Here is a 19,511-nt window from a genome sequence, read left to right as displayed (position 1 = left end):
GGCGAGACCTCGCAGAACCAGCTCGGCACGCTGATCGCGATGGATGCCGCCACCGTGAAGGGCGTCATCGACCGGCTGAAGGCGCGCGGCCTGGTCGAGCTTTCCAAGCACGAGGTCGACAAGCGCCGCCTGCTGGTCAATTTGACGGCGCAGGGCCGCGAGGCGATCGAGCGGCTGATCCCGCTTGCCCGCGCCATCACCGAGGAGACGCTGGCGCCGCTATCGGCCAAGGAAGCCGCCACCTTCATGCGCCTGCTGGCCAAGCTGGCCTAACCGGCAGCGGCGGTTCCTGGATACGAAAAAGCCCGGCGCGAAGCCGGGCTTTTTTCCGGGTCCTGAGATCCGTCCGGGCCGACAACCTTCCTATAGAAGGTTGCGGCTTGATCAGTGATCAAACGCCTTGACGATTTCCTCGGTCATTTTCTTGGCGTCGCCGAGCAGCATCATGGTGCCGTCCTTGTAGAACAGCGTGTTGTCGATGCCGGCATAGCCGGAGCCGAGCGAGCGCTTGACGAACAGGCAGGTGCGGGCCTTGTCGACGTCGAGGATCGGCATGCCGTAGATGGGCGAGGACTTGTCGTCGCGCGCGGACGGGTTGGTGACGTCGTTGGCGCCGATGACATAGGCGACGTCGGCCTGCGCGAATTCGGAGTTGATGTCCTCGAGCTCGAACACCTCGTCATAGGGCACGTTGGCCTCGGCGAGCAGAACGTTCATGTGGCCGGGCATGCGGCCGGCAACCGGATGGATGGCGTACTTGACCTCGACGCCGTTGGCCTTGAGCTTGTCGGCCATCTCGCGCAGCGCATGCTGCGCCTGCGCCACCGCCATGCCGTAGCCGGGCACGATGATGACCTTCTGCGCGTTCATCATCAGATAGGCGGCGTCGTCGGCCGAGCCCTGCTTGACGGTGCGCTCGATGCCGTCGTCGGCAGCTGCCGCCGTCTCGCCGCCGAAGCCGCCGAGGATGACCGAGATGAAGGAGCGGTTCATGCCCTTGCACATGATGTAGGACAGGATCGCGCCCGACGAGCCGACCAGCGCGCCAGTAATGATCAGCGCCAGGTTGCCGAGCGTGAAGCCGAGCGCCGCGGCGGCCCAGCCCGAATAGGAATTCAGCATCGACACCACGACCGGCATGTCGGCGCCGCCGATCGGGATGATGAGCAGCACGCCGAGCACCAGCGACGCGGCGACGATCAGCCAGAACACCAGCTTGGCTTCGGTGGTCACCAGAAGCACGATCAGCACCACCAGCGCGATTCCGAGCGCCGCGTTGATGAAGTGGCGGCCGCCGATCATGATCGGCTTGCCGGACATGCGGCCGTCGAGCTTGAGGAAGGCGATGACCGAGCCGGTGAAGGTGATGGCGCCGATGGCGACGCCAAGGCTCATCTCGATCAGCGCCTGGGCATGGATGTCGCCCGCCGTGCCGATGCCGAAGCTTTCCGGCGCGTAGATCGCGGCGGCCGCCACCATCACGGCGGCAAGGCCGACCAGCGAGTGAAAGGCGGCGACCAGCTGCGGCATCGAGGTCATGGCGATGCGCCGCGCGGTGACCGCGCCGACGCCACCGCCGATGGCAAGACCGAGCACGATCAGGCCGAAGCCGCCGGCCGATGGAATGGCCAGTGCCAGGGTGGTGGCAATGGCGATGCCCATGCCGATCATGCCGTAGAGGTTGCCCTGCCGGCTGGTGGTCGGGTGCGACAGGCCGCGCAGCGCCAGGATGAACAGGATGCCGGAGACCAGATACAGGAAGGAAGCGAAGTTGGCGTTCACGTCACTTGTCCTTCTTCTTGTACATCGCCAGCATGCGCTGGGTGACGAGGAAGCCGCCGAAGATGTTGACGGACACCAGCATCAGCGCGACGAAGCCGAAGCCGGTGGCAAGGCCGGAGGCCGAGATGCCGACGGCAAGCAGCGCGCCGACGACGATGACCGACGAGATGGCGTTGGTGACGGCCATCAGCGGCGTGTGCAGCGCCGGCGTGACCGACCAGACGACATAGTAGCCGACGAAAATCGCCAGCACGAAGATTGCGAAGCGGAAGACGAAGGGGTCGATGGCGCCGCCGGAGAGTGCATGGGCTGCATCACCCGCCGCCTCGGCGCCGGGTGCTGTGGCCAGGTCCTGCACGGCGAGCCTGACGGCGGCGGTTGCCTGGTCGAGCTGGTCGAGGGCTTTCTGCAAGGCGTCCATCACGCGATCCCCTTCGGCTTGGCAGCGGACTTGCTCGTAGCGGTTTTCTTGTCTGCGGTCTTTTTGGGCGCCGTTTTCTTCTCGGAAGCCTCAGCGACCAGGGTCGTGGCGGGCACAGCCGCCGGTTCAACGCGCGGCTGCTGGTCGGCCTTGGCGAAATTGGGGTGCACCACCTGGCCTGCGTCGGTCAGCATGGTCGCCTTGACCAGTTCGTCGTCGCGCTTGATGGCAAGCGTCTTGTTCTCCTTGTCGACAAGCGTCTCGAGGAAGGCGAACAGGTTCTTGGCGTAGAGCAGCGAGGCCGACGCCGCGACGCGGCCCGGCACGTTGAGATGGCCGACGATCTTGACGCCGTTCGCGGTCGTCACGACCTTGCCGGCTTGCGCGCCCTCGACATTGCCGCCGCGCTCGACGGCGAGGTCGACGATCACCGAGCCCGGCTTCATCGAGGCGACCATCGCCGCCGAGACCAGCTTCGGCGCCGGACGGCCGGGGATCAGCGCCGTGGTGATGACGATGTCCTGCTTGGCGATATGCTCGGCGGTCAGCGCCGCCTGCTTGGCCTGGTATTCCTTCGACATTTCCTTGGCATAGCCGCCCGCCGTCTCGGCCGCCTTGAACTCTTCGTCCTCGACCGCCAGGAATTTCGCGCCGAGCGACTGCACCTGTTCCTTCACCGCCGGACGCACGTCGGTGGCGGTGACGACGGCGCCAAGCCGGCGCGCGGTGGCGATCGCCTGCAGGCCGGCGACGCCGACGCCCATGATGAAGGCCTTGGCCGCCGGCACGGTTCCGGCCGCCGTCATCATCATCGGCAGCGCCCGGTCATATTCGGCGGCCGCATCGATCACCGCCTGGTAGCCGGCGAGATTGGCCTGCGAGGACAGCACATCCATCACCTGCGCGCGGGTGATGCGCGGCATGAACTCCATCGAGAAAGCGGTGATGCCGGCCTTGGCCATGGCGGCGACGGCCGCATCGTTGCCGTAGGGATCCATGATGGCGATGACGGCGGCGCCCTGCTTGTAGCCCTTGAGCTCGGCGTCGGTCGGTCGGCGCACCTTGAGCACCACATCGGCCTTCGAGGCATCGGCGGCCTTGCCGATCGCGGCGCCCGCCTTGGCGAATTCCTCGTCGGGGATGCGCGAGCCGGTGCCCGCGCCTTTTTCGACCACCACCTCGAAGCCGAGGCCGGCCAGTCGCTTCACCGTGTCCGGCGAGGCAGCAACGCGCTGCTCGTTCGCATCAAGCTCACGAGGGATGAAAACCGTCTGCCCCACCGCATGATCCTTTCGGCTGGAACCTGTCTGCGCGGGACGCCGGCCGGGGCCTCCGGCGACGTCCGAGGCAAAGGGTTTGGAAAGTCTACCGGAGAATGAAGAAGCCGGCGGCCAGGATCACGGCCCAGAGGATGACCGCCGAGAAGAAGCCGCCCACGAAGAAGCCGAAAGCCATCGAAATCATCACGGCGAGGCAAAAGAGCGAACCGTATTTGGCCAGCGCCAGGAAGCCCGCATAGGTGCGGTCATGCTCGGCATAGTCCATCTTCGCGCCCAGTTCGACAGGACCGGTCGGCGTGTGATCAGCCATAGGAATACCCCTTCGAAGACATCTTGGAGGCACATAGCGAAAAGCTGGACGCAGAGCAATGGCGCTATTGCCGCATCGCCCGGCACAACAGCCTCAAAGGAAAGTTGAAGACCGCGACCCCGACCGGCCCGCTGGCCGTGAAGGGGCGATGACGGCCTTCAGACCTTCAGCCGGCGAGATGCGGGAACAGTCCGAGCAAGCCGGCGATGATCAGATAGAGCGCGACGATGTAGTTCAACAGCCTGGGCATGACCAGGATCAGCACGCCGGCGATCAGCGAGATCAACGGGGTCAGCGTAAGCGCGGAAATGGTCATGTCGGGGTCCTTTCCAAAAGCGGTGATCGCCAATCCGTGGCGATACAATCTGCAGGTGGTGGCTGTCGCCACTTACAACGCCGGCGCGCCCGGAAGGCTCCAGCCGACGCATGTCGCCGAAGAAAATGTCGCGGGTTTCGGCACGGCGACAGGCGCAAAAAAAGCCGCGGGAGTCAGGCCGCCTCGAAATACTTGGCGGTCGGCAGGATGGTCAGCGGCGCCAACTCGCCCCGCTTGGGGCGTTGGAAAAGCATGCGCTGTTCGAACGTCGTGGAGTTGAAGAACGGGAAGCGATCCAGCGTCGCCTGCATGTTCTCGGAGCACTTCGACTGGAACAGATGCACGGGAACGGTCAGGCCGGGATAGTTCCGCGGCGGCACCGCCTGCTCGGATCGGAAGATGCGATGATAGAAGGCGGAATGCTCTTCCTTGATCGCCGTCAGGCAATAGGTCGGCTTGAAATGGCTGCAGGCGACCACCGCGAGCCTCAGCGTCACATAGGGCAGCACCCGCAGGCTGCTCGACCATTCGAGATCGGCGGCGAACCGGCTCGGATCGACGAAGGTCTCGCCGGCCGCCAGGCGCCGCGCCAGCACGTCGCCGAAGACATCGGTGCTGGGCGAAACTGGATGCTTCGCGTTGGCATGGTGAATTCTGATGGTGCTGACCAGCGAGCCGTCGAAGAACACGCCGAAGCGATAGCAATTGGGAAGGTCGTCGAAGCTGTCCTTCACCATGCGGGAAGCATCGGGCTTCACCATGCCGGCGTGAAGGTAGGAATTGTAGCGAAGCCGATAGATTGCCTCGAGGTCTTCGGCGCCGTCGCAAAGGCGATACTCGATGTGCTCCAGAACTTCCATGATGTGATCTGAAAACACCGAGGGACGCTGCTGACCCCTGGCTTTAGCCGCCGCCAGAGGCGTACCCACCAACTGAGCTTCCACTTTGTAAATCCTCGTGCCGCCGCAAGAGGACCATAGCGAACAGGCGAAAGAACCAGAAGCGAAATTCCGAGCTTTTGAGTTTACCCTAAATTAACGTTAACAAATGGTTAAACCCAAAGGATGCGCGGCTTCGGGGCGTTTCGGGGGATATTTCAGGTGGCGGCGAGCTTCGCGGCCGGCCGCAACTCAGCGGCGAAAGGCCAGGTCACGTTGGACATGGTCTCGATGCCCGACGCGCTCAGCGCGGCTCCGAAGAGGAAGCCCTGGACCAGGTCCGGCTTGACCGAATGCAGCAGGATCTTGAGCTGTTCGAAGGTTTCAACGCCTTCGACGGTGACGGTGAGACCGAGGATCCGGGTCAGATCGACGACGCCCTTCAGGAGGTCGAGCGAGCGCGGGTTCTGGGTGACGTCCATCAGGAACGAGCGATCGATCTTGATCTTGTCGAGCGGCAGCTTGTGCAGATAGCTCAGGCTCGAATAGCCGGTGCCGAAGTCGTCGAGGGCGATGCGCACGCCGAGTTGCTTCAGCTCCTCGATGTACTGCCGCGTCAGCGACTTGTCGTCGAGCAGCGCGGTTTCGGTGACCTCGATCTCCAGGCGGCCCGCCGCGAGCCCTGAAGCGGCCAGCGCGTCACGGACCTTCTGGATGACGTCGTGGTTGCGGAAATCCTTGGCGGACAGATTGACCGAGACGCTGGTCTGGTCCGGCCATTTGGCGCACTCGGCGCAGGCCGCCTGCAACACGAAGGTGCTGATCTCGGAGATGATGCCCATCTCCTCGGCCAGCGGGATGAAGATGCTCGGCGAAATCGGCCCGAGATCGGGATGATCCCAACGGCAGAGCGCCTCGCAGCTGGCGATGCGCATCGTGTGCATCGACACGATCGGCTGATAGACAACGCGCAGGCCCTTGCTTTCCACGGCGCTGCGCAGGTCAGCCTTCATCAGCTGGCGGTTGCGGAAGGCGGCGTCCATCGACGCCTCGAACAGCCGCCAGTTGTTCTTGCCGAGCTCCTTGGCCTTGTAGAGCGCAAGGTCGGCCTTGACGATCATGGCATCGACGTCGGTGTCCGCGACCTTGGACAGCACGGCGCCCGCGCTGGCCTGGATGCGCAGCCCGTGACCGGCGACGTCGACTTCACCCTGCAGGTCGGCGAAGATCTGGTCGAGCAGGCCGGTCAGATGGCTCTCGTCCTCGATGCGATCGAAGAAGATCATGAACTCGTCGCCGCCGAAGCGGCTGACGGTGATGCCTTGCCCGGCAACGGCTGCCAGCCGTTCCGCCACGGCGTAGATCAGGCCGTCGCCGACGGGATGGCCGAGCGTGTCGTTGACGCTCTTGAAATCGTCGAGGTCGACCACCGATAGGCCACACAGGCGATCCCGGTCGCCAGAGGCCATCAGTTCCCCGACGAGCTCATGGAAATAGGCGCGATTGGGCAGGCCGGTGAGGTTGTCGTAGCGCGCCATGAAGCGGATCTTTTCCTCCGCCTCGACACGCGCGGTGACGTCCTCGAAGGTGATGACGCCAAGGTCCTGGCTGCCTTCGCGCGCCGAGAATTCGAAGTGCTGGCCGTTGGAGAAGGACACCAGCACCTTGCGGTCGCGCCCCTCGCGCAGCGCGCGCGTCAGCTGCGCCTCGACATAGCGGCAGTCCTTCGGCGCCAGCATGCCGCCGGCAACGCCGCGCATCAGCAGCGAATGGATCGACCGCCCGAGCAGTTGCTCCGGCGATTTCAGCGACATCAGATGGGCGGCCTCGGCATTGCCGACCACCACCTTGCCGTCCGGGCCAAGCATGACCAGGCCATGCGACATGGTGTTGAGGGCGCGGTTGAAGCGCTGCGCGAGCTGCCTTGCCTGCTTATGCCCGACGACGGCCGAGAACAGCACATTGCGGACGTGGTCGGCACTGCCCTTGATGATGAACATGAACGGGATGATCAGCAGGCCGAGCACGACATAGGGGATATCGACCCTGAGAATGAGGGCGGCAGCAATAGGCCCGACGAAGGTCACTGCGAAGATCATGACCATGCGCGGCGAGCCGTAATTTCGGCCAACGACGGTCACCAGGGAGGCCAGCGTTACCGACAACGCGCCGATCTCGGCATAGGAATCCGAGTAGACATAGATGGATATGAAGCAAAAAATCCCCAGCAGCAGCCCTTGCAGGCTACCCTTCAGGATGTACTCGCGCTCCCATTTCGTTGCATCGGCGGCGTCGCGAATCTCGCCGCCCGAGCGATGGAAGCGCCGCAGGCTGAAGTAGCGCCAGACGCCGACGCCGAGCAACGCGCCGGCGAGCGCCAGGAAAACCGGCTGGCCGTTGCGCCAGTAGACCATGAGGCTGACGACGGCGTGGCAGCTCGCGCCGATGACCAGCATGTGCGCGTTGTCGAACAACGAGCGCACAAACTGGATATAAACATCCACAGGGATGTTATCGGTTTTTGTTCTGCCCATTACTGGCGCCCATTGAGCCCCAGCCTTGCCATAGTCCCATTAAAAAATCTTTAGCCTGGGCTGAAACGCCTGGTTTCCGGGCGCTTTTGGGGTCACTCGGCGGCCTGCAGTTCCGACCTTGCCGGCGCTTTCGCCAGGCGCTCCAGCAGCCTCGAACGCTCGCCGACGGCCTTTTCGGCGCTCGCCTGCCTGACGTGGCCGTAGCCGCGGATCAGCGCCGGCACCGAGGCAAGCGCGGTGGCCGCCTCGATTCTGCCAGGCGCCAGCGCGCCGGCGATCAACTCCAGGTCGGCCTCGTACTGTGCCAGGAGCTGCCGCTCCATGCGCCTTTCCGCGCTGTGGCCGAAGATGTCGAAAGCCGTGCCGCGTAAGCCTTTCAGCGCCGCAAGCAGGCGAAACCCCTTCATCATCCAGGGGCCGAAATTCGATTTCCTCGGGCGGCCGTCATTGCCGCGCCGGCCCAGCATCGGCGGCGCCAGATGGAATTCGAGCTTGTCGTAGCTCTGGAACTGTTTCGACAGCTCGGCGGCGAAGGTGCCGTCGGTATAGAGGCGCGCCACCTCGTATTCGTCCTTGATCGCCATCAGCTTGAACAGGTTCCGGGCGGCGGCCTCGGTCACCACCGTCGAGCCAGGCGCCGCCTTGCCCTCGGCCTGGCGCAGCGCGGCGAGCCTTTGGGCATAGCGCTTGCCGTAGGCTGCGTTCTGATAGGCGGTGAGGAAGGCGACGCGGCGGGCGATGATCTCGTCCAGCGTCTCGGCGGGCGCGGCGGCCGCCTTGCCCGGCTGGCTGACCAGGCCGCGCACGAAATCCGGCTCATGCGCGGCGCGGCGGCCCCAGCGGAACGCGGCGACGTTCATCGCCACTGCCTCGCCATTGAGCTCGATGGCCTTCTCGACCGCCTCGGCCGACAGCGGCAGCCCGCCATGCTGGAAGGCGAAGCCGAGCATGAACATGTTGGCGCCGAGCGAGTTGCCGAACAATTGGGTGGCGGTGCGGGTGGCGTCGAAGAAATGCGCCTTGCCGTCGCCTGCGGCAGTCCGGATCGCCTTTTTCAGCCGCTCGACCGGCAGCGAGAAGTCGGCGGAGCGGGTGAATTCGCCGGGCATGATCTCGGCGGTGTTGGCGAGGAAGATCGTATGGCCCTCGCGCACCGCCGCCAGCACCTTCTGCGCGCCCGACACGACCAGGTCGCAGCCGAGCACCAGGTCGGCCTTCCCCGCCGAAACGCGGATGGCGTGGATCTCGTCCGGCGTGCGTGCGATGCGCACATGGGTGAACACCGAGCCGCCCTTCTGGGCGAGGCCGGCCATGTCGATCATGCCGCAGCCCTTGTCCTCGAGATGCGCCGCCATGCCGAGCACGGCGCCGATGGTGACGACGCCGGTGCCGCCGACGCCGTCGATGATCCCGGCCCATCCCTGCGCGCCGAGGGGGAACTCGGCCGGGGTGGGCACGCCATGGAGCGGGTCGGTCCTGCCGGCGATGCCCTCGGCCTTCCTGATCTTGGCGCCGTGCACGGTGACGAAAGACGGGCAGAAGCCGTTGACGCAGGAGAAATCCTTGTTGCAGCTCGACTGGTCGATGCGTCGCTTGCGGCCGAATTCGGTCTCGACCGGCTGGATCGAGACGCAGTTGGATTGCACCCCGCAATCGCCGCAGCCCTCGCACACCAGCTCGTTGATGAAGATGCGTTTGTCGGGGTCGGGGAAGGTCCCGCGCTTGCGGCGGCGGCGCTTCTCGGCGGCGCAGGTCTGGTCGTAGAGAAGCACGGAGATGCCCTTGACCCCGCGCAATTCGCGCTGGACGAGGTCGAGGTCATCGCGGTGATGGATGGTCGCGCCTGCCGGGAAGTCGGCCTTCCCCGCGTATTTGTCCGGCTCGTCGGTGACGATGGCGATGCGCTCGACCCCTTCGGCCCGCACCTGCCTGGCGATCATGTCGACGGTCAGCCCGCCCTCATGCGGCTGGCCGCCGGTCATGGCCACAGCGTCGTTGTAGAGGATCTTGTAGGTGATGTTGGCATCGCTCGACAGCGCGAAGCGGATCGCCAGCGCGCCGGAGTGATTGTAGGTGCCGTCGCCGAGATTCTGGAAGATGTGGTCGCGTTTCGAGAATGGCGCCTGGCCGACCCACTGCGCGCCTTCGCCACCCATCGCGGTGAAGCCGACGGTGTTCCTGTCCATCCACAGAGCCATGAAATGGCAGCCGATGCCGGCGGCGGCCAGCGACCCGTCCGGCACCTTGGTCGAGGAATTGTGCGGGCAGCCGGAGCAGAAGAAGGGCGTACGCGAGCCGATGTCGACTGTATCGGCGAGCATGGCCTGGAACTGGCGCAGTTTCGCCACCCGCGCCGCGATCTCTTGCGACGGGCCGATGGTGCGCAGGATCCGCTCGCCGAGCGCGATCGCGATCTCGTTCGGATCGAGCGCGCCCTTGGCCGGGAACAGCCAGTCGCCGCGCTCGTCCTTCTTGCCGACGATCGCCGGCTGGCTGGCGGTGCCGTAGAGGCTTTCGTGCAGTTGCACCTCGATCAGCGAGCGCTTCTCCTCGACGACGACGATGGTGTCGAGGCCGAGGGCGAAGTCGGCGACATGCTGCAGGTCGAGCGGCCACGGGCAGCCGACCTTGAACAGCCGGATGCCGATGCGGTTGGCCGCCGCCTCGTCGATGCCGATATCCTCCAGCGCCTGGCGTACGTCGAGATAGCTCTTGCCGATGGTGATGACGCCGAGCTTCGGATTGCGGCCGCCGGAATAGATGATGCGGTTCAGCCCGTTGGCGTGGATGAAGGCGGAGGCCGCGTTGCGCTTGTACTCATGCAGCCGCTCCTCCTGGCCGAGCATATCGATCTCGTGGCGGATGTTGAGGCCGCCGGGCGGCATGTCGAACGGCGGCACCACGATGTTCAGCCGCTCCAGCGAGGCGTCGACGGAGGCCGTCGATTCGATGTTGTCCTTGACGCATTTGATCGCCGCCCAGGTGCCGGCGAAGCGCGACATGGCGAAGCCGTAGAGCCCGTAGTCGATGATCTCCTGGACTCCGGCCGGGTTGAGGATCGGCACCATCGTGTCGACGAACAGGAATTCGGTGGCGTGCGCGTTGGTCGACGATTCAGCCATGTGGTCGTCGCCCATCAGGGCAAGCACGCCGCCATGCTTCGACGAGCCGGCGAGGTTGGCGTGCCGGAACACGTCGCCGGAGCGATCGACGCCCGGCCCCTTGCCGTACCAGACCGAAAAGACGCCGTCATGCGTGCCTTCGCCCAGCAATTCGGCCTGCTGCGTGCCCCAGCAGGCGGTGGCGGCAAGCTCTTCGTTGAGGCCGGGCTGGAAGACGATGTCGGACTGCGCCAGCTGCTTCTTGGCCTTCCACAGCTGCATGTCGAGGCCGCCGAGCGGCGAGCCGCGATAGCCGGAGACGAAGCCGGCGGTGTTCAACCCCGCGCGGCGATCGCGCTCGCGCTGCATCAGAAGCATGCGGATGACGGCCTGCGCGCCGGAAAGGAAGATGCGCTCCTTGCCAAGGTCGAACTTGTCGTCGAGCGCGACGTCATGCAGCGTCATCAGGCATTTCCTTCGCGGAGGGCGCACGGAATCGCGCGGCCTACGTCGGAGTGGGACGCCGCAGTCTTTCTCCCCTTGCCGGAGAGGTCAAACGAAATCGCAGGTGCCAGACGACGCGCAACAAACGGTCAAATCGGCGGCGGTTGACGCATGCAACGGCACCGGGGGCGGTTCAGCCGAGCACGAAAATTCCGGCCCCTGAACCTCAGGCGGCCTTCGAGCAATCGGGCTTGGGCTCGCCCGGCAGCTTGCCGTCGACATGGCCGATCATGTCCTTGTTGAGCTCGTAGACCGGCCCGACCACCAGCGGACGGTCCGGCAGCACCGACTGATCCATCGACGAGGTCAGCGTCGTCTCGAAGCTCTGCAGCAGCGTGCCATTGGCGTCTTCGATGCGGATCGAGATCGAATAGGGCTTGTCCTTGACCACGCAGGTGAGCGGCGGACTGGTCAGCGTTATATGCGGCAGCTTGGGCCAGATCTTCTGGTTGACGATGATCGGATCTCCCCCGGCCGGGTTCTGGAAGCTGACCACGGCAACCTGGCCTTCTCCCATCGGCCGCAGCGGGTTGAGGGTGACGACATAGGTGGCGATGCCCAGCCGGTAATTGAACTCGAACAGCTTGCCGGAAATGGCGAACAGCTGCTCCTTGCCGGAATCGCGGCAGGCGCCAAGCACTGCCACCGTCAGCAGAGCGGCGCCGAGAACGATCGAGCGCGAATTTTTCCTAGACATCGGTAGCCTCCCTGGCCGCCGTGCGGCGGCGGTAATAACGGTTTGCCTTTTGCCGGTTGCCGCACACCGCCATGTCGCACCAGAGGCGACTGGAATTGCGGCTGCGGTCGACGAACAGCCAGCTGCAGTTGGGACAGATTCTGAGCCGCGCGACCGTCTCCTCGCGCAGCAGCGACAGCGCCGAGACGGCCAGCGCCGACTCGAAGGCCATCGGTGTCGCCGGGTCGCCGAACGGCTGCCCCGAAGCGCCGATTTCGGTGCGGCTTTGCGCCAGTCCGTCGGCGCAGGCTGCCAGGAAATCGGGCAGGTCGCCGGTGGCGATCGCGCCCTTTGCCACCGCGTTGCGGAACAGGCGGTCGGTGGTCTCGCGGATCGACAACACCACCGGTGCGATCGCCGCGGGCGCCGGCGCTTCCAGCTTGCGACCGCCGAGCTCGCTGGCGCGGAAGCCGCTCGCCGCCTCGGCGAAACGGGCGATCTCGGCCGGATTGTCGAAACGGTCGAAGGTCTTCTCCGGGTCGTTGCGCAGCACGACGGTGTTCGCGGTGTCGAGCGCGAGAATGCCGCCGGTGAAGCGGTGCGGGGTCCAGGATACCGTCATGACAGAAATCTAACCGATAAATCGCGTTTGACAAGTTAGATTCCGAATGCAACCTTCCGCGCAGGGTTGCGAGTTGCCGCTGCCCCTGTTTCGAGCATGTCGTTGCCCCAAAACCGCTAGGCACTTTTGGGCGACATGCTCCGAGGTCTGCGCATGCTCTATTTCTTCCAGCAGGTTCTGAACGGGCTGCATTCGGGCGCGCTCTATGCGCTTCTCGCCTTCGGCTATGTACTGACCAACGGCATCCTGCACCGCACCAACCTCGCCTATGGCGCGGTCTTCGCTTTCTGCGGCCACGCAATGATTCTTGCCGCCGCCTTCGGCTACCAGGCGCTTTGGCTGACGCTCTATGCCTCTGTCGCGCTCGGCGTGCTTGCGGCCTTCCTCTATGCGGCGCTGATCAGCCGCGTCCTGTCGCGCAACGTCTTCGAGCCGCTGGCTGACCGCTCGCCCAACGCCATCGTGGTGACGACGCTGGGCGTATTGCTGGTGCTTTCGGAGTCAAGCCGCATCGCCGCCGACACGCACGACCTGTGGCTGCCGCCGATGCTGGCCGTGCCGGTCGTCTTCGCCGAGCACGACGGCTTCAAGGCGACGCTGACGCTGATCCAGCTGCTCGACTGCGCCGCCGTGCTGGCGGCCATCGCGCTTGCCGCCTGGGCGTTCGCCCGCTCCCGGTTCGGACGCTCCTGGCGCGCCGTCTCTGACGATCCCAGGGCGGCGGCGATGTGCGGCGTCGACGTGCGCTCGGTCTTCCGCCAGGCGGTTCTGCTCGGCGGCTTCTGCGCCGCGCTCGCCGGCGTGCTGGCCGGCATCTACTACGGCAACATCAGCTTCGGCACCGGCCTGGTCTACGGGTTGAAGGTGCTGTTCGTGACGGCGGTCGGCGGCTATCTCTCGCCGCCGCGCGCCGCGCTCGGTGCCGCCGCCTTCGGCATGGCCGAATCGCTGTGGGCCGGCTATTTTCCGCTCGAATGGCGCGATGCCTGGATGTATCTGTTCCTCGTCGCCATGCTGGTGCTGATCGGCGCCGGCCGCGACCAGCAGAAAATCGCCTGACCTATCAGACTTTGGTTGCATCGTGCCCCGCTAGCCGGCGGTTTGCCGGCGTCCCCGTCTCACAACCATGTTGACCGCCCCTCTGCCGTGTTGACCCGCCGTGCCACGCACGGCATACCGTTGGGCCACTGCGGCACGTCGGAAAATAAGGGGAGCCGGCGCGCCTCCGACATTTTGAATTGCGCATCGCGATTTCCGGAAATCGAAACCGATTTTCGGGCCGATGCGCGGAGGGAGGAAATGCATGGCAGGGCTGCTCGCTCTATCCAGAACGATCGACCGTGTGAACGAGTTCATCGGCAGATGGGTGTCGTGGCTGATCCTGCTGGCGATCCTGGTCAGCGCCGGCAACGCGATCATCCGCAAGGTCTTCGACATATCGTCGAACGCGTGGCTTGAATTGCAATGGTATCTGTTCGGCGCCGCCTTCATGCTGGCCGCCGCCTATACGCTGAAGCAGAACGACCATATCCGCATCGACATCGTCTACGGCATGTTCTCGCGTCGGGTACAGCACTGGATCGACCTGCTCGGCCACATGCTGTTCCTGATGCCGTTCGTCACCCTGATGGTGATCTATTTCGTGCCCTATGTGTCGCTGTCCTTCCGCAGTGGCGAAATGTCGACCAATGCCGGCGGGCTGATCGTCTGGCCGGCGAAGGCGATCCTGCTTGTCGGCTTCTTCCTGCTGGCGCTGCAGGGCCTCTCCGAGATCATCAAGAAGATCGCCATCATGCGCGGCGACATGGACGATCCCAATCCGTTCATATCGGCGCATGAGCAGGCCGAACTCGAGGCGAAAGCACTCGCCGAAGAAGCCAAGGCGCTCGCCGGCGAGGTGCGTCCATGATCGAGTTCATCGCCCAGAACATGGCGCCGATCATGTTCGCCTCGCTGATCATCTTCCTTTTGATCGGCTACCCCGTCGCCTTCTCGCTCGCCGCCAACGGCCTTTTGTTCTTTTCTATCGGCGTCCTGCTGTCGCCCTATTCGGGCGGCTCGATAAACCTGGCCTGGCCCCTGCTGCATGCGCTGCCCGACAATTTCTACGGCAGCCGGGTGATGTCGAACGACACGCTGCTGGCGATCCCGTTCTTTACCTTCATGGGCATCGTGCTGGAGCGATCCGGCATGGCCGAGGACCTGCTCGACACGATCGGCCAGCTGTTCGGGCCGATCCGCGGCGGCCTTGCCTATGCCGTCATCTTCGTCGGCGCGCTGCTTGCGGCGACCACCGGTGTCGTGGCGGCGTCCGTCATCGCCATGGGCCTGATCTCGCTGCCGATCATGCTGCGCTACGGCTATGACCGCCGTGTGGCGTCGGGCGTCATCGCGGCGTCGGGCACGCTCGCCCAGATCATCCCGCCGTCGCTGGTGCTGATCGTGCTCGCCGACCAGCTCGGCCGTTCCGTCGGCGACATGTATGCCGGCGCGCTGATCCCCGGCCTCGTGCTCACCGGCATCTACATGCTCTACATCCTGATCATGTCGATCGTCCGGCCGAAATCGATGCCGGCCCTGCCGCTCGAAGCCCGCACCCTCGGCCATGGCGTGGTGTCGCTGATCGTGGCGCTGGCGGTTGCGGTCGCTGTGTCCTACGCCGCCTATCGCTATCTGGCGCCGGCGCATGGCGACAATGCCGACATTCTCGGCGCCTGCGTCGGCGTGATCCTGATCTATGTCGTGGCGATTGCCGACAAGGGCCTGAACATCAACATGATGTCCCGGCTGGCGCAGCAGGTGATCATCGTGCTGATCCCGCCGCTGGCGCTGATCTTCCTGGTCCTCGGCACCATCTTCCTTGGCATCGCCACCCCGACCGAGGGCGGCGCCATGGGCTCCGTCGGCGCATTGATCATGGCGGCGGCAAAGGGGCGGCTGTCGCTGGATGTGATCAAGCAGGCGCTGACCGCGACGACCAGGCTGTCCTCCTTCGTGCTGTTCATCCTGATCGGCGCGCGCGTCTTCTCGCTGACCTTCTACGGCGTCAACGGCCACCTCTGGGTCGAGCATCTGCTCACCTCGCTGCCGGGCGGCGAGGTCGGCTTCCTGATCGGCGTCAACGCGCTGGTCTTCGTGCTTGCCTTCTTCCTCGATTTCTTCGAGCTCGCCTTCATCATCGTGCCGCTGTTGGCGCCCGCCGCCGACAAGCTCGGCATCGACCTGATCTGGTTCGGTGTGCTGCTCGGCGTCAACATGCAGACCTCCTTCATGCATCCGCCCTTCGGCTTCGCGCTGTTCTACCTGCGCTCGGTCGCCGCGCGCGTGCCCTATCTCGACCGCATCACCGGCAAGCAGATCGCGCCGGTCACCACCGGCCAGATCTATTGGGGCGCGGTGCCCTTCGTCTGCATCCAGGTGATCATGATCGGACTCACCATCGCCTTCCCGCAGATGGTGATGCACTACAAGGGCGCGGCGGTTGATCCGGGCACGATCGACATCCAGTTGCCGCAGATGCCGGGCCTGTCGCCGCTCGGCACGCCGCCGGCGGATGGCGCCGCCGCTCCGGCCTCTGGCGGGGCGGCACCGGCAGCGCCGGCCACCGACCTGTCCCAGCCACCGAGCTTCGGCGACACGCCGCCCGCCACGCCGGCGGCACCGGCGCCCGATCTGTCGCAGCCGCCGAACTTCAATTGATGGGGGAGGCCCGACAGTTATGAAAGCGGTTCGCCTCGAGGCTGTCGGCAGCATAGCGCTGCGCGAGGTCGACAAGCCGTCGGCCGGTGCGGACGATCTGCTGGTGCGGATCGAGGCCTGCGGCGTCTGCGGCACCGATCGCCATCTCTTCCACGGCGAGTTTCCTTGCAAGCCGCCGGTAACGCCCGGGCATGAGTTTTCGGGCATCGTCGAGGCGGTCGGGTCGTCGGTGATCGGCTTCTCCGTCGGCGACCGCGTCACCGGCGATCCCAACATCGCCTGCGGACGATGCCTGCATTGCCATGCCGGGCGGGTCAACCTCTGCCGCAATCTCAATGCCATCGGCATTCATCGCGACGGCGGCTTCGCCGATTATGTCGTGATGCCGCAGAAGCAGGCCTTCCTTCTGCCGGCGAGCCTCAAGCCGACGCATGGCGCATTCTGCGAGCCGTTGGCGTGCTGCCTGCACGGCGTCGACCTCGCCGCGATCAAGCCGGGCGGCTCGGTCGTCGTGCTGGGTGGCGGCGTCATCGGCCTGCTCACCGTGCAATTGGCAAGGCTTTCCGGGGCGAATACCATCGTGCTGTCGACACGCCAGGCCTCGCGCCGCGCGCTCGCCGAGGAGCTCGGCGCAACGGCCTCAGTCGACCCAGGCGCCGGCGACGTCATCGACGCCATTGCCGGACCAGACGGGCTGGTGCCGGGCGGTGTCGACGTGGTGTTCGAATGCGCCGGTGTGCGCGATACGGTCGAGCAGTCGTTGCGGCTGGCGAAGGCCGGCGGCACCGTCGTCATCGTCGGCGTCGTGCCGCAAGGCATGCAGGTGGCGTTCGAGCCCTTCGACCTGCTATTTCGCGAATTGAAGGTTCTGGGCTCCTTCCTCAACCCCTACACCCACGGCCGCGCCGCCGGGCTCATCGCCTCGGGCGCGATCGAGGTCGACCGGCTGATATCGAGACAGGTATCGCTCGAGGAGGCGCCGGCGGTGATCGCCAATCCGCCCGCGCCGGGCGAGGTCAAGGTGCTGGTGGTGCCAGGCTGAACAAGGCGCCTGCAAAGCCCAGGGCGATCAATCGCCGAACGCTGCGCCGCCCTCATCCCCTTGCCGGGACCTTCTCCCCGTATAGTGACGGGGAGAAGGGGCTAAATCCCAGCCTACAGCTTGCCCTGGCGCTGCTGGACCATCATGAAGGTGTCGTAATTGTACTCGGCCACCTGGGCCCAGAGATAGTGCTCCTTGCGGAAGCCCTTGATCGACTCCCAGATCTTCTTGAACGGCGCGTTCGAGGCTTCCATCTCGGCGTAGACCTCGTTCGCCTTCTCGAAGCAGGCGGCCATGATCTCCTGGCTGAACGGCTGCAGCTTGGCGCCGCCGGCCACCAGCCGCTTCACCGCCGCCGGATTGAGGAAGTCGTATTTCTGCAGCATGTTGGCGTCGGTTGCCTGCGCCGCGGTCCGCACCAGCGATTTGTAGGACGCCGGCAGCTCTTCATACTTGGCCTTGTTGAACATCAGGTGGACGGTCGGGCCGCCTTCCCACCAGCCGGGATAGTAGTAATAGGGCGCGACCTTGTAGAAGCCGAGCTTCTCGTCGTCATAGGGGCCGACCCATTCCGCGGCGTCGATGGTGCCTTTCTCCAGCGCCGGGTAGATGTCGCCGCCGGCGATCTGCTGCGGCACGACGCCGAGCTTGGCCACGACCTTGCCGGCAAAGCCGCCGATGCGCATCTTCAGGCCGGAGAGGTCGGCGACGGTGTTGATCTGCTTGCGGAACCAGCCGCCCATCTGCACGCCGGTATTGCCGCCCGGCAGGCCGAAAAGCCCCTGCGTGGCGAGGAATTCGTTGAACAGGTCGATGCCGCCGCCATGGTAGTGCCAGGCATTGATGCCGCGCGCGTTGAGCGAGAACGGCACCGCCGCGCCCAGCGCCCATGTCGGGTCCTTGCCCCAGTAGTAGTATGCAACCGTATGGCAGGCCTCGACGGTGCCGGCGGCGGTCGCATCCGCTGCCTGCAGGCCGGGAACCAGCTCGCCGGCGGCGAACACCTGGACCTGGAAATTGCCGTCGGTCGCTTCCGACAGCATCTTGGAGAACACTTCGGCGCCGCCATAGATCGTGTCGAGCGACTTCGGGAAGGACGACGCCAGCCGCCACGTCACCTTCGGATTGGATTGGGCGATTGCCGGAGCGGCAAGCGTGGCCGCCGCCGCCGCGGCGCCGACGCCGGTCACGCCGGCCTTGCGGATGAATGAACGACGATCCATGAAGTTCCTCCCTTTTGGATCAACAGACCAACTTTCAGGGGAATCCTCGATACCCCGCCTCGGCCTGGGCGAGACAATACACGGGCGACAGGTCGAGTCCAGCGCGGCGGCGGCGCCTGGCAGCTGCATTGCCGGGAAATCCGCGGGCCTGGGCAAGAACCTGCAACTATAGTCTAACGGCCAGTGGCGTGGCCCATACGACGCGCCGAAACTTGTCATGGAAAAGCGCCTTGGGATCGCCTATTTTGTAGGCAGAATAGTTCCTTAGCTCTCAACGGAAACCGGATCCAAAATGCAGCAGCCGCTCGTCGCCATCTCGACCGACGTCCGCCAATTCGACAACTACACCTGGCATGCTGCCCCGCAGCAATATCTGGAAGCCGCGCTCGTCGGCGCCGGCGTGTTTCCGCTGCTGGTGCCGTCTTTTGGCGACCGGCTCGACTTCGACGAACTCTTGTCGTCGGTCGACGGGGTCATGGTCACCGGCTCGAAGTCCAATGTGCATCCCTCGCTCTACGGCGGCGATGCCAGCGAGCGGAACGGCCCCTACGATCCGGCCCGCGATTCGACCACGCTGCCGCTGATCCGCAAGGCGATCGAGCGCGGTGTGCCGCTGCTCGCCATCTGCCGCGGCATCCAGGAGCTGAACGTGGCGCTGGGCGGAACGCTGGGCACCGAGATCCAGGAGCGTGAGGGATCGCTCGACCACCGCGCGCCGGTGAGCGACAATCAGGATGAGCGCTTCGCCATCCACCAGACGATTTCGATCAAGCCGGGCAGCTGCCTCGCCGGCGTCTTCGGCGCGGGCGAGATCAAGGTCAATTCACTGCATCGGCAGGGGATCGACCGGCTCGGGTCGAAACTGCAGGTCGAGGCGCTCGCCGCCGACGGGACGGTCGAGGCGGTGTCGGTTCGCGACGCCCGCGCGTTCGCGGTCGGCGTTCAGTGGCATCCCGAATATTGGGTCAAGTCGGACGACAACTCGGCCAGGATTTTCCGCGCCTTCGGCGATGCCGTGCGCCTGCATGCGGCGGCGAAAGCCGGCGTCCGCGCGGCGGCGGAGTAGGTCTGCCCAACCTCAATCGTGGTTCAGCGCCAGAAGCGGCGTGACCGGCGCGTAGGA

At 65.2% G+C, this 19,511-nt stretch carries 17 protein-coding genes; 6 read left to right on the top strand and 11 right to left on the bottom strand.

All coding sequences use genetic code 11. From position 1 onward, the window contains the following. Window positions 1-273 (top strand): MarR family transcriptional regulator (locus EN780_RS09565; RefSeq protein WP_128273367.1); only part of this gene is annotated, 273 nt, incomplete at its 5' end. Between the two features lie 111 nt (window positions 274-384). On the opposite strand, the gene EN780_RS09560 is transcribed toward EN780_RS09565, so the two are convergent. From EN780_RS09560 to EN780_RS09515, 10 genes are all read right to left on the bottom strand, one after another. Next, window positions 385-1,782 (bottom strand): NAD(P)(+) transhydrogenase (Re/Si-specific) subunit beta, encoded by a 1,398-nt coding sequence (locus EN780_RS09560; protein ID WP_127282904.1) that lies wholly within the window; start codon window positions 1,780-1,782, stop codon window positions 385-387. A 1-nt stretch (window position 1,783) separates the two neighbouring features. Continuing rightward, window positions 1,784-2,203, bottom strand: a complete 420-nt coding sequence (locus EN780_RS09555) for a proton-translocating transhydrogenase family protein (RefSeq protein WP_127282905.1) — start codon at window positions 2,201-2,203, stop codon at window positions 1,784-1,786. Then, the gene (locus tag EN780_RS09550) at window positions 2,203-3,483 is read right to left on the bottom strand and encodes a Re/Si-specific NAD(P)(+) transhydrogenase subunit alpha (RefSeq protein ID WP_128273365.1); all 1,281 of its coding nucleotides are present in this window, start codon (window positions 3,481-3,483) and stop codon (window positions 2,203-2,205) included. The genes EN780_RS09555 and EN780_RS09550 overlap by 1 nt, the downstream gene beginning before the upstream one ends. A gap of 85 nt (window positions 3,484-3,568) precedes the next feature. After that, the gene (locus tag EN780_RS09545; protein ID WP_126057003.1) at window positions 3,569-3,793 is read right to left on the bottom strand and encodes an aa3-type cytochrome c oxidase subunit IV; all 225 of its coding nucleotides are present in this window, start codon (window positions 3,791-3,793) and stop codon (window positions 3,569-3,571) included. Between the two features lie 166 nt (window positions 3,794-3,959). Continuing rightward, window positions 3,960-4,109 carry a DUF3096 domain-containing protein gene (locus EN780_RS09540; RefSeq protein WP_126057002.1) on the bottom strand — a complete coding sequence of 50 codons (150 nt, stop codon included), beginning with the start codon at window positions 4,107-4,109 and terminating at the stop codon, window positions 3,960-3,962. Between the two features lie 173 nt (window positions 4,110-4,282). Further along, on the bottom strand, window positions 4,283-5,038 hold the full coding sequence (locus tag EN780_RS09535) for a hypothetical protein (RefSeq protein WP_245478321.1): 756 nt from the start codon (window positions 5,036-5,038) through the stop codon (window positions 4,283-4,285). A gap of 167 nt (window positions 5,039-5,205) precedes the next feature. Next, window positions 5,206-7,521 carry an EAL domain-containing protein gene (locus EN780_RS09530; RefSeq protein ID WP_127282908.1) on the bottom strand — a complete coding sequence of 772 codons (2,316 nt, stop codon included), beginning with the start codon at window positions 7,519-7,521 and terminating at the stop codon, window positions 5,206-5,208. Between the two features lie 92 nt (window positions 7,522-7,613). Then, on the bottom strand, window positions 7,614-11,087 hold the full coding sequence (locus EN780_RS09525; RefSeq protein ID WP_128273363.1) for an indolepyruvate ferredoxin oxidoreductase family protein: 3,474 nt from the start codon (window positions 11,085-11,087) through the stop codon (window positions 7,614-7,616). Window positions 11,088-11,292: 205 nt separating this feature from the next. Continuing rightward, window positions 11,293-11,823: a hypothetical protein gene (locus EN780_RS09520; RefSeq protein WP_127310634.1), complete on the bottom strand. Its 531-nt coding sequence runs from the start codon at window positions 11,821-11,823 to the stop codon at window positions 11,293-11,295. Next, on the bottom strand, window positions 11,816-12,424 hold the full coding sequence (locus tag EN780_RS09515) for a CGNR zinc finger domain-containing protein (protein WP_127310633.1): 609 nt from the start codon (window positions 12,422-12,424) through the stop codon (window positions 11,816-11,818). The genes EN780_RS09520 and EN780_RS09515 overlap by 8 nt, the downstream gene beginning before the upstream one ends. 153 nt (window positions 12,425-12,577) lie before the next feature. On the opposite strand from EN780_RS09515, the gene EN780_RS09510 reads away from it, so the two are divergent. From EN780_RS09510 to EN780_RS09495, 4 genes are all read left to right on the top strand, one after another. Next, window positions 12,578-13,483 carry a branched-chain amino acid ABC transporter permease gene (locus tag EN780_RS09510; protein ID WP_128273370.1) on the top strand — a complete coding sequence of 302 codons (906 nt, stop codon included), beginning with the start codon at window positions 12,578-12,580 and terminating at the stop codon, window positions 13,481-13,483. Between the two features lie 244 nt (window positions 13,484-13,727). Beyond that, window positions 13,728-14,333, top strand: coding sequence for a TRAP transporter small permease subunit (locus EN780_RS09505; RefSeq protein WP_128273361.1), 606 nt, complete (start codon window positions 13,728-13,730; stop codon window positions 14,331-14,333). Beyond that, complete coding sequence (locus EN780_RS09500) at window positions 14,330-16,123, top strand: TRAP transporter large permease subunit (protein WP_127282914.1); 1,794 nt, start codon at window positions 14,330-14,332, stop codon at window positions 16,121-16,123. Before EN780_RS09505 ends, EN780_RS09500 begins: the two co-directional genes overlap by 4 nt. A 19-nt stretch (window positions 16,124-16,142) precedes the next feature. Then, window positions 16,143-17,165 carry a zinc-dependent alcohol dehydrogenase family protein gene (locus EN780_RS09495; RefSeq protein WP_128273359.1) on the top strand — a complete coding sequence of 341 codons (1,023 nt, stop codon included), beginning with the start codon at window positions 16,143-16,145 and terminating at the stop codon, window positions 17,163-17,165. A 113-nt stretch (window positions 17,166-17,278) separates the two neighbouring features. Here the strand turns inward: EN780_RS09495 and EN780_RS09490 are convergent, their stop codons facing one another. After that, window positions 17,279-18,388: a TRAP transporter substrate-binding protein gene (locus EN780_RS09490; protein ID WP_127287189.1), complete on the bottom strand. Its 1,110-nt coding sequence runs from the start codon at window positions 18,386-18,388 to the stop codon at window positions 17,279-17,281. A gap of 292 nt (window positions 18,389-18,680) precedes the next feature. Between EN780_RS09490 and EN780_RS09485 the strand changes: the two genes are divergently transcribed. Next, window positions 18,681-19,454 carry a gamma-glutamyl-gamma-aminobutyrate hydrolase family protein gene (locus EN780_RS09485; RefSeq protein WP_127309655.1) on the top strand — a complete coding sequence of 258 codons (774 nt, stop codon included), beginning with the start codon at window positions 18,681-18,683 and terminating at the stop codon, window positions 19,452-19,454. The last annotated feature ends 57 nt before the right edge of the window (window positions 19,455-19,511 follow it).

The sequence above is a fragment of the Mesorhizobium sp. M4B.F.Ca.ET.089.01.1.1 genome, assembly GCF_004022605.1.
Taxonomy (GTDB): Bacteria; Pseudomonadota; Alphaproteobacteria; order Rhizobiales; family Rhizobiaceae; genus Mesorhizobium; species Mesorhizobium abyssinicae.
This window is presented reverse-complemented; position numbering and strand designations above follow the sequence as displayed.